This window comes from Streptomyces sp. NPDC002573 (genome assembly GCF_042889625.1).
Classification (GTDB): domain Bacteria; phylum Actinomycetota; class Actinomycetes; order Streptomycetales; family Streptomycetaceae; genus Streptomyces; species Streptomyces gibsoniae.
On the sequence record NZ_JBIARC010000150.1, the window covers coordinates 1 to 9,483 of the forward strand.

Consider the following 9,483-nt stretch of genomic DNA (forward strand, 5'->3'; position numbering starts at 1 on the left):
GCCGACCGTATTCAGGCCGAGCTGACCGTGGCCGAGCGGGAACGGGAGGAGTGGGCCATCGCTCGTTCACGGGTCGGCGAAGTGCTGGCCCCGGCTGACGAGGACCTGAACTCCCAGCATGACCACGAACGTTGTACGCCTCCTCATGTCCCCCGACGCTCCGGCCGCCAACACGGCCCCACGGTCCTGACCGTGGTGTGATCATGGCCCCGTAAGCTTCCGGCGCGTCGGGCAGTCTGTGGACCTGCCCGGTAAAGCAGATGCGAGCCTTCCTGTGTGGGGTGCCAGGCGTTGGTACGTGACCGGCTTGCATCCGGTAGCACCGTGAAGTCGACGAAGCTGTCGGAACGCAGCTTGTTCAGGACTTGGGACAGCAATTGCCGCGTGCCGTCCGGCCGCAGCATGCGGCGCAACTGGCTGGTGGTGGCGATGCGGCGCTGGGCGAGCGCGGCCAGGACCTGGTGGCGCAGCGGTTCGGCGGGGCTGGGGGCCGGGGTGCTCGGTGTGGGGCTGGTCATGGGCCCCGGCTGCCCTTCTTCTTGCGGTTGGCGGTCTGGTCCTTCTGCTCCGGGATGATCGCCTTGATGTGGACTTTCCGCAGGTGACCGCGGTTGGGGCGGGATGAGTACGCCTAATGGGCAGTGAAGCGGGGCACCGCCACGCCCACCCCGGCCCGTCGAGGCCCTGAAAGAGCCTGCGGGCCCCGCTTCGAAGGCAGGGCGCCCGGATACGTTGGCGCCGCAAACAGACCTAACGGGCGTGGAGGTGGGTCCGGAAGAAGCGGATGGCGGCAGAGGTGCTCGCGTCGAAGCCGGCGAGGTAGGGATCGAAGTGGCCGCCGGGTATGACGACGAGCTCCTTGGGTTCCAGGGCACGTTCATAGGCGCGGAATGCCAGGTCGGTGGGGGCGACGGTGTCGTGGGTGGCGATCAGCATCATCAGGGGAGTTGGGGAGATCTGGTCGATCCAGTAGCCGGGGTCGTACGACCTGAAGCGGCGGTTGGACTGGACCGTGACGCTGTTCTCCCACAACCCCTCGGGAGCGCTGTGTCCCAGGTAGAAGTCGATGGCGTCGGTGGCGCGGTACGACGCGGTCGTGGAGACGTTGTCGCTGACGAATGCCTGGGTGGCCGGCGGCTCGCCCTGGGCCTGGGCGAGTTCGTCGGCGGCGAAGGACTCGTCGAGTTGCCGCGTCAGGTGCGGCGGTACGCGCCGGCGGCTGGTCTCGGAGCCGCTGATGGTGGGGACCTGAGAGTAGACGGCCTTGATCCTCCGGTCGGTGGCTCCCAGGAGGAGGGCGTGTCCGCCGGAATAGCTGGATCCCCACAGGCCGATGCGGTCGGCGTCGACGCTGTCGAGCGTCTGGAGGTGCGAGATGACGCGTCGCCAGTCCTCGATCTGCCGATAAGGGTCGATGTCGTGGCGGGGTGTGCCGGTGCTGTCGCCGAAGCCGCGGTGGTCGTGGAGCGAGACCGCGAATCCGGCTTCCGCGAGCTCTCGGGCAATGGGCTCGATGTTGTGGTACTTCGTGCCACCGAAGCCGTGCGACATCGTGATGGTGGGGTGGGGTCCGGGTCCGTCCGGCAGGAACAGCCATGCGTGCAGCACGGTTCCGTCGGGCAGATGAATGAGCTCGTCGCTGCGCTCGGCCATGGTGGTTCTCCTTGCCTGGTGGGGTTCTTGTGGGAGCGATGAAGGCAGCCCGTCGGTCCGGATGACCCGTTGAGCTATGCCGTGTGGCGGCCCGGTCCTTCGGGCGTCGGTCCGGTCGGACGCGCCGATGCCGTCGACGCAGCACCTCCGTCGGGAACACCGGTCGATCGTTCGCTGGTGCCGGATTGGTCGCCCCGGCCACGAAGGGCTCGACGCGAGCGGTACGAGATGGTCCCAAGTGGCCTCAACCGGATGGCTGCGGCTGTCGTGACCTGGGCGAATGGCATGATCGCGGCCCCGGTCGCCTTCGAGAAGGGCGGCCAGTCTCTCCCTCAACATTCTGGTTGCACTTTTAAACCGATGATGTCAGCCTAGAGCACGTCGTTCGCATATCGCAAACAGGAAATACATGAGGAAGTGATGACAATGCGGGACTACGAGACCATCAAGACGAGCCTGGACGACGGTGTGCTGTGGGCCACGATCGACAACCCGCCACTCAACCTGATCGACGAGCGGTTCGTCAGAGATCTGATCGCACTCCTCGACGACACGGAGGCCGACGGCGGCGTGCGGGTGGTGGTGTTCCGGAGCGCCGACCCCGACTTCTTCATCCCGCATGTGGACGTCCGGCGGATCGCCGAGTACACGGCGGTGGCGGCGACCTCCGGCGGCCCAGACGACATCAGCCTCGGCGCGCTGTACCGCCGGCTCAGCGAGGCACGGCCCGTCACCATCGCGCTCCTCGAGGGCCGGGCGCGCGGCGCGGGTGCGGAACTCCTCTACGCGTGCGACATGCGGTTTGCGTCCCTGGAACGCGCCGTGATCGGCCAGATCGAAGTCGGCACCGGGCTCTTCCCGGGGGCAGGTGCGGTCCAGCAGCTCGTCCGTCTCGCCGGACGAGGCCAGGCGATGCAGGTGATCCTCGGGTCCGAAGACCTCGACGGCCGTGAGGCCGAGCGCATCGGATTGGTCAACAAGTCGCTGCCTGATGAGCAGTTGATGCCCTACGTCGAGCGGCTCGCCAAGCGGATCGCGGGATTCCCGGAAGCCGCGGTGCGGCTCGCCAAGCGCCGGATCAACGCGGCCGGCCTCCCCGCCAAGGAAGACGTCCAGGTGGACTCGGGCTTCTTCCAGATCCTGGCACGTGACACATCGAGCGCCGCCCGGCTCGGCACCCTCATGCAGCGCGGAATGCAGGAACGGTCCCGCACCGAACTCGATTTCGGCGCGGTACTCGGCGAGCTGTGAGCAGCCCGGGCCGAAGGGGCCCGGTCGACCCGACCATGCGCCCTCCCGGACCGCACGCTCGCCCCGGACCGGATCGCCTCGTGGCCGCGGACACCTCACGCCGTCCACCGGCCCGGGGTGCCACGACTCGCCTCAAGGCTGGGGCATCACCGTCCTTCCGGCGCCCCGGTCCGGCCGATCCCTCACGAAACGGAGCCCTCCATCCCACTCCCGTAGGAGCCCGTCATGCCCGTTTTCAACGCTCACGTTCCAGCCGGCCGCTACTCGCCGGACCAGAAGCGCGCACTCGCCGACGCGCTCAACCAGTCGCTGGTACAGGCACTCGGAATCCCCGAGGGTGACCGATTCATCATGATCAGCGAGCATGGCGAGAACGAGCTGTACCTCGATCCGGCCTTCATGGGGATGCAGCGCAGCGACGACGCCATGATCATCACCCTTCTTCTGGGTGCCCATCGGCCTCTTGAGAACAAGCGGGCCGTGGCCGCAGCCATCAACAGACTGGTGGTCGAGGCCCTGCGCATCTCACCCGACGACGTGTTCATCGCGCTGATTCCGGTCCCGAACGAAAGCTTCTCGTTCGGAAGGGGTGAGCTTCAGCTCGCCGAGGGCGAGCCGCGCTGGTGACCCTGCGGCCCCGGCGCGCCATGGGACCACCGTGCCGAGGTGCCGCGGTGCCCTCCGGGCCAGGCGGGGTCGGCAAGCGTGCCGGCCTCAGGCGGGGGACGCGCCGACCTGGACGTCGTCGGGTCCCAGGGGCCGCCCGTCCTGGGCGCGCAGTCCGAGGGCGGCCACCGGCAGGCCGTCGCGCTTGTCGACGAGACCGAGCCGCTCCTCGTCGGGTTCGAACAGGAACTCTTCGCCCCACTGCCGCAGCGCTACGAGCGGGACCCGCAGGGCCTTGCCCTTCTCGGTGAGCTGGTACTCGCTGTAGGCGCTGCCGTCGGACGCCGGCGCGAGGGTCAGCACCTCACGTTCGACGAGCTTGGCCAGGCGCGCGCTGAGGATGTTCTTGGCGCAGCCGAGACTGCGCTGGAACTCACTGAAGCGGGTCATGCCGGCCAGCGCGTCCCGGACGATGAGCAGCGACCACCAGTCACCTATGTCACTGAGCGAGCGAGCGATGGGGCAGGTGGCCCCGCTGAGGTCCGTCTTGCGCACGTACGCCACCTCCCGAAAACGCTAGTTGTAAAATTAAACCATATGCTTGGTGAGTCTGTCCTGGATCACTTCGATCGATTGCCGAGGGAGCCATCATGTTCCACGGCCTCCGCGCCTTCCCCTGACACCCACCGACGAGTAGGGCCGCCCAGCTCGGCAACCAGAGCTGAACACCGAGCGGGTCTCCCCATGCGTTTTCAGTGTGGACCGGCTCGGGAAGGGATGACACTCGGTGACGGCCTTGCGCATGGCCGGGCTCGCCCGCTCTCCGAGGGCGAAGCCACTCCGGTGGAGAGGCCGACTGCAGGCATCGCGTTTATGCCCGCAGTCGGCCTACCGGTCTTCTGCCTGATCCAGGGGCTCCTGCTCGTTCACCCACCGCTGGGCCTCCGCGAGGTTCGCGGCGGTGCCCGTGGGTTGGTACGAAAATCCGTTCCACTCCTCCAAGGCCCTCGGCTCGTCGGGCTGGAGGTGGCCACCACCGCCGTGGAGCGGCCGGTGCCGGCGCCAGGCGTCGAGCGGCGGGCGGCGCCGCTTGGTGTACGCGGCGAGCCGGTCGTGGTCGTCCAGGCTCGGGATCGCGCGGGACGGCTGGTTCGGCGGTCCGGGTCGGGAGTGCTTGCCCATGGGGCCGATGGTCTCAGGCGGCGACCGTAGTCGGCCGGGCCGCGGCGAGATCCGCCGCGCGGGTGCGGACCTCGTCCACTGCGGCGGTCTGGTACGGGCGGGCGGCGTCCAGCAGGGTGTTGAAGCGGGAGGCGACCAGGGTGGAGTCGACCCGTGCGGCCTCATCGAGCGCTTGGTGGGCTTGGGCGGCGGCCTGCTCCGGCTCGCCCTCGGTGAACAGCGCGGCGGCCAGGCCGATGCGGTCCATGACCTTCACCCGGTCGAAGCCGGGCCTGCGCAGGGCGAGCGCGTCGGTGAAGTGATCACTGGCGCGACGGGGGCGGCCGATGCCGGTGAGGTCGCGGGCGGAGACCGCGCGGGCGCCGGCGTGCTCGGCGGCGTCGAAGTACGCCACCCATTCCGGCACGTCGCCCAGGTCGCCCGCGACCAGGTCGTCCGCGGCGCCGAGGTGCCGCTCGGCACTTTGCTCGTCGCCGAGGGCTGCGTGGACCCGCCCGGTCTGTGAGGCGACCAGCGCCCGCGTGGCGGGCAGGGCCGCCTTCTTCGCGGCGACGTCGAGCAGGCCGAGGGCATCTGCGGGGTGCCCGAGGTAGATCATCTGGTGGGACATGCGGGTGACGATCTCCACCCCGCGGTCCGGCTGCCCGGCCTCGCTGGCGGCGTAGATGCCGTAGGACCAGTACCGCTGTGCGGTGGCGTACCGGCCGCAGTCGTGGACTTGCTCGGAGTCGTTGTTGTCAGGGTTGGTGGCGCGGTGCAGAGTCCGTGTGGCCAGGATCGCTCCGTCGGGCGTGGCAGCCATAGCCGCCAGTACCGGGGGCCGTTGTTCCGGTGGGAGATCGGATCCCTGGCCGGGATGCGCTGCGATCAGGACGAGTCCATCCGCGCTGGGCATCTCGACGGCGTTGAGGTCGAGCGGTTCGCCGGCGGCGGTGTCTGTCAGCCTTCCTGGCGGTGTCGTGCTCGCCTGCTGCTGGTAGAACGCGAGAAGCGATCCGTCACCGCTGTTGCCGAGCAGCACGATCTTTTCGTAGCCTCGCTCGTTCTTCAGGTGGCTCAGCCCGGCGGCGAGATCGAGCAGCAGTCTCTCGTGCTCGCAGTCGACGTCGTTGTTCAGGCTCCGGGGCTGGGGGACGTAAAAGGCGTACCCGGCCTCCAGGACCGCCGGAGCGGCATAGTGCCGGCTCATGTCGCCTCGAGGGTGCGACACCACCACCACCACCGTGCGCTCACCGCCCCGGGCGTAGAGGAACCCCCGGGAGACGACACCGTCGGAGGCGGCGACCGGGATGACGGTTGTCTCGGTCCCTGCCGACAGCACGTCGAAGTCGATGACGCCGACCGCGTTGGTGCTGATCTGGCCTTGCTGTTCAGTCACTGGTCGTCTCCATGAATGCGCCGTCCCACCTGGCTGTAGCTCTCTCCCTCACGCTTCTTGGCCTCGGCCTCCGGTGTGATGACCAGAGGTCGCAGCGTGTCCACGAACGCGAACTCCATGTCGGTGAGGTCACCTCGCTTCACATAGGCGGGCCCGGGCTCGCCGTAGGTCAGCGTCACATGGACCTGGTAGTTCATGCCTTGCGGCGCCACCTGGTACGGGCCGAGCACGACGGGGGACCGACAGGTCTGCTGTGGGGCCATCGGGCTCGAACTTATGGGCGGGGAGGTTGACCCTGTCACTGAGGAATTACATGAACGTGAGGAATAGTCAAGACCTGTGGATCGGCGTGTCAGGCGACTTGTTGGTCGCGTCTGATGCCTGGCTGGTTTCTTCGGTTGGTCATTCAAGGAGGATGTGCCTGGCGGAACCCCTAGACTCGGGCCATGAGTAGGACCGACCGCGCCAGCCGGGTTATTGCAGCACCACCGGCGACTGTCTACGGCGCTCTCCTCGACCGGGAGTCCCTCGAGGCCTGGCTGCCGCCGGAAGGCATGCGCGGGCGGGTCGAGCGGTGGGATCCCCGGCCTGGTGGCGGGTTCCGGATGGTCCTCACCTACCTCGACCCCGTCGATAGCCCCGGTAAGACCTCAGATGCGACGGATGTCGTCGACGTCGGGTTTGCAGAGTTGGTGCCGCCGGAGCGCGTGGTGCAGAGGGCGGTGTTCGAGGCCGACGACCCCTCGTACGCGGGCACCATGACGATGACCTGGCACCTCGCTGCCGCCGGTGACGGAACCGAAGTGACCGTCACTGCCACAAACGTGCCACCTGGCATCGAGCAAGCGGTCCACGAGACCGGGATCGCCTCCTCGCTAGCGAATCTGGCGTCGTACGTCGAAGCGGTCGACTGACTCAGGTTGGGCTGCGACCCGGGCCCGCTCACGTCGTCGCGAGAACTGTCGAACACTCAGTTGTGGTCGGGTAGCCGAATCGCTGTTCACCCAAGGCGACCATGCGCAGCGGTAGTCGCTCGCGCCGGGGAAGCTCTCGCTCGTTCAAGGCTCGGCAATGGCTGGTGCGACCGTCGAACAGTTCGCAGACCCGGCACGTACGGCTGGTGGATCCGTCGTGCCGGGTGATTGGGCTTCCCCTTCGTCCCGCTGCGAAGGGTTCGCACCGTCATGACCATCGTGTGCCCCGCGCGACCGTCGGTTCTTCCTGACGGAGGGAGGCACAGTGAGGAGCAGCTCAGTGCCCCGCAAGGACTTGACACAGTCGTCGCGCGCTTCGCGGCGAGAACACGCCAGGCGTTGGAATCGGTCGAAGTTGTCGCTTGCCTTCGTCGGCGGGCCGATGATTCTCGCGGTCGTCGCGGGTTCGGTGTTCGCGGCACAAAACCGTGATCAACACCACCCGCAGGCGGGCCCGCAAGCCTTGGCGCAGCCGGTGGTGGCCGCCAAGCCCGATCCGAACTGCACGCTGCTGGTCCCCGATCAGCCCCTCACCGCTACCGGCCTGGCCACGCCGTACACGCTGGTCGCCACGGATCCGGCGCAGGGACCGTGCCACGAGGCCAACGCCGACCAGTCGGCGTTCGTGGAAGCTGCGATCCTTACCCGGGACGGCAAGCTGACCGTCTACAACCCGTTGGTGATCGACAAGGGAAAGAAAGCGACTGCGCGCCCCGTCCGACCCTCGGTGCCGAGCGGCTCGACCGTCGGCATCTGGTTCGGTTTCAACGACGCCAATCTCACCTTGCGGAAGAGCGGTCGCTCGGACAGCCTCGCGCAGGGCATGTGCGTCAATGGCCTGGGGGGATCCGTCTTCGGCCAGTTCGCGTACTGCAATGCGCCGGCTTTCTTCCGGGCTGCCAACGCACAGATCGCCAAGGGACGCCTCAAGGTTCCGGCGCTCGGGAGAGCCAAAGACGGCTTGCCCTGCCCGACCACGAGGGACTTCTCCGTCGTGGACCAGGACCCGAGCGACAACGTGGTGACCCACTACCTCGCCGACGCGCAGGGCCGTGTCGCGCAGAACAACGCCGCGGGCAGGGCGGCCTTCAAAAAGGCCGCCCAACTGGCCAACCGCGACGACCGCCACCACCGACACAACGGCAAGGTTGGGTCAGTGGCCACCAGCACCCCCACGGATCTGGCCAACGGCAGCGACAACCTGCTGTTGAGCCAGTTCATGGACCCGGCTCTTGGCTGCAAGCCGTTCACCGCGCCCGACCAGTCCGGCGACGGCCACGCCACGTCCGCCCTCGCGCTCGACGAACTGTCCGCCGCAGCCGACCAGAAGGCTCCGATCGCGCTGGTCCCGCAGAACGACCCGATGACATTCGTCGACGGCCACAGCAGCGTCACGAAGACCAACGCGTACCGCGCGGGAGTCAACATGCGCGCGGTCGGTGCGGGCGCCGACGGTGACGGGGCATCCTTCTGCACCAGCCTCTTCCGCGACCGGGCCGGTGTCCAGCGCGTCTTCAAGGACAAGGCGCTCTTCGAGAAGGCGCCCTCGCCGGACCCGGCCATGGCACCGAACCTCTTCGCCTTCCTCGCCGCACGGGCCAACCAGACGTTCACCAACCTGGGCTGCGACAAACTCCTCGGCGCCGCCGACCCCGTCACCCTCACGACAAACGTGAACGGCTTGGTCACCGACGGGGTGCTGACACCGCTCGGCCATGCGCATCCCTCGGACATCCCCACGATCAACACATCCCCGTCCGCATCGCCGAGCACCTCGTCTGCCGACAGGCGCGACAGGCCGAGCGCGCCGGCCACCAGGACCACTTCGCCCACCAAAGCCTCCGCCTCCTCATCTCCGAAAGCGCAGCAGTCCCGAGGAGGCCACCACTACGGCACCTGACGACCACGCCCACCCATCCCTCCACCTGCGCTCCCTACCGAGCACCCGCCCCGGCCGCGCCGTTCACGACTGCGGCGATGGCTACGGCGCTGCACGCTGGGCAGCGCCGTAGTGCCGGTGACCGGTCAGGGCGGCCTCATTCACCTACGGCGGCGCCACGGCCTCGCGCGGCGCCGCCGACGGGGCTCACACATGTCCAGGCCGCTGGCGTTCGCACGCGTTGCCGCGCTCTTCACCGGCGCCTCCTTCCAGCAACTCGTCACCGCCCGCCCCGGCGACTACGACGACGCGGCGGCCACCCTGGCCCTGCATGACCGTGCCCGCTACACCGACGGCTGCGCCTCGCACCGGGTGCCGCCATGGGCACGCGCCTTCCAGATTGCCTTCGAGGGCCGCCTCACCCCCACCAACCGCTGATCCCCTACAACCCAAGATCAGCCGTTAAGGCCGACCGGCGAATGGTGGGCTGCCTGGCGGCTGGACGCTCTGGGCATGAGACAGGCACGGGCCTGAGTGATCATGGAGTTCTCTACGCTCAG

General features: G+C 68.2%; 10 protein-coding genes and 1 pseudogene. 6 read left to right on the forward strand and 5 right to left on the reverse strand.

The window, feature by feature from the left end:
- A pseudogene (locus tag ACFYX0_RS45595) lies at positions 1-201 on the forward strand (hypothetical protein); the annotation flags it as partial.
- A 549-nt stretch (positions 202-750) separates the two neighbouring features.
- On the opposite strand, the gene ACFYX0_RS45600 reads toward ACFYX0_RS45595, so the two are convergent.
- Complete coding sequence (locus tag ACFYX0_RS45600) at positions 751-1,653, reverse strand: alpha/beta hydrolase (protein ID WP_388981148.1); 903 nt, start codon at positions 1,651-1,653, stop codon at positions 751-753.
- A gap of 426 nt (positions 1,654-2,079) precedes the next feature.
- Here ACFYX0_RS45600 and ACFYX0_RS45605 point away from each other — a divergent pair, with 426 nt between their 5' ends.
- Both ACFYX0_RS45605 and ACFYX0_RS45610 read left to right on the forward strand, forming a co-directional pair.
- Complete coding sequence (locus ACFYX0_RS45605; RefSeq protein ID WP_388981151.1) at positions 2,080-2,904, forward strand: enoyl-CoA hydratase/isomerase family protein; 825 nt, start codon at positions 2,080-2,082, stop codon at positions 2,902-2,904.
- A 225-nt stretch (positions 2,905-3,129) separates the two neighbouring features.
- A complete protein-coding gene (locus tag ACFYX0_RS45610) occupies positions 3,130-3,531 on the forward strand; it encodes a tautomerase family protein (RefSeq protein WP_388981154.1) in 402 nt (133 codons plus the stop codon).
- A gap of 87 nt (positions 3,532-3,618) precedes the next feature.
- Here ACFYX0_RS45610 and ACFYX0_RS45615 read toward each other — a convergent pair whose 3' ends face one another.
- The 4 genes from ACFYX0_RS45615 to ACFYX0_RS45630 form a co-directional block, all read right to left on the reverse strand.
- Positions 3,619-4,065 carry a winged helix-turn-helix transcriptional regulator gene (locus ACFYX0_RS45615; RefSeq protein WP_388981157.1) on the reverse strand — a complete coding sequence of 149 codons (447 nt, stop codon included), beginning with the start codon at positions 4,063-4,065 and terminating at the stop codon, positions 3,619-3,621.
- Between the two features lie 333 nt (positions 4,066-4,398).
- Entirely contained in the window at positions 4,399-4,692 is a 294-nt protein-coding gene (locus ACFYX0_RS45620; protein ID WP_388981160.1) for a DUF6087 family protein, read from the reverse strand.
- A gap of 13 nt (positions 4,693-4,705) precedes the next feature.
- Entirely contained in the window at positions 4,706-6,070 is a 1,365-nt protein-coding gene (locus ACFYX0_RS45625) for a hypothetical protein (RefSeq protein ID WP_388981163.1), read from the reverse strand.
- Positions 6,067-6,333, reverse strand: coding sequence for a hypothetical protein (locus ACFYX0_RS45630; RefSeq protein WP_388981166.1), 267 nt, complete (start codon positions 6,331-6,333; stop codon positions 6,067-6,069). Before ACFYX0_RS45630 ends, ACFYX0_RS45625 begins: the two co-directional genes overlap by 4 nt.
- 183 nt (positions 6,334-6,516) lie before the next feature.
- Here ACFYX0_RS45630 and ACFYX0_RS45635 point away from each other — a divergent pair, with 183 nt between their 5' ends.
- From ACFYX0_RS45635 to ACFYX0_RS45645, 3 genes are all read left to right on the forward strand, one after another.
- A complete protein-coding gene (locus ACFYX0_RS45635; protein WP_388981169.1) occupies positions 6,517-6,984 on the forward strand; it encodes an SRPBCC family protein in 468 nt (155 codons plus the stop codon).
- 340 nt (positions 6,985-7,324) lie between these two features.
- Positions 7,325-8,944: a hypothetical protein gene (locus ACFYX0_RS45640; RefSeq protein ID WP_388981172.1), complete on the forward strand. Its 1,620-nt coding sequence runs from the start codon at positions 7,325-7,327 to the stop codon at positions 8,942-8,944.
- A gap of 192 nt (positions 8,945-9,136) precedes the next feature.
- Positions 9,137-9,361 carry a hypothetical protein gene (locus ACFYX0_RS45645; protein ID WP_388981175.1) on the forward strand — a complete coding sequence of 75 codons (225 nt, stop codon included), beginning with the start codon at positions 9,137-9,139 and terminating at the stop codon, positions 9,359-9,361.
- Positions 9,362-9,483 lie beyond the last annotated feature (122 nt).

Excerpts from the sequence above, each read along its gene's own strand:
- ACFYX0_RS45635 (WP_388981169.1), top strand. The coding sequence starts at position 6,517 with ATGAGTAGGACCGACCGCGCCAGCCGGGTTATTGCAGCACCACCGGCG.
- ACFYX0_RS45620 (WP_388981160.1), bottom strand. The coding sequence starts at position 4,692 with ATGGGCAAGCACTCCCGACCCGGACCGCCGAACCAGCCGTCCCGCGCG.
- ACFYX0_RS45630 (WP_388981166.1), bottom strand. The coding sequence starts at position 6,333 with ATGGCCCCACAGCAGACCTGTCGGTCCCCCGTCGTGCTCGGCCCGTAC.
- ACFYX0_RS45605 (WP_388981151.1), top strand. The coding sequence starts at position 2,080 with ATGCGGGACTACGAGACCATCAAGACGAGCCTGGACGACGGTGTGCTG.
- ACFYX0_RS45600 (WP_388981148.1), bottom strand. The coding sequence starts at position 1,653 with ATGGCCGAGCGCAGCGACGAGCTCATTCATCTGCCCGACGGAACCGTG.
- ACFYX0_RS45645 (WP_388981175.1), top strand. The coding sequence starts at position 9,137 with ATGTCCAGGCCGCTGGCGTTCGCACGCGTTGCCGCGCTCTTCACCGGC.
- ACFYX0_RS45610 (WP_388981154.1), top strand. The coding sequence starts at position 3,130 with ATGCCCGTTTTCAACGCTCACGTTCCAGCCGGCCGCTACTCGCCGGAC.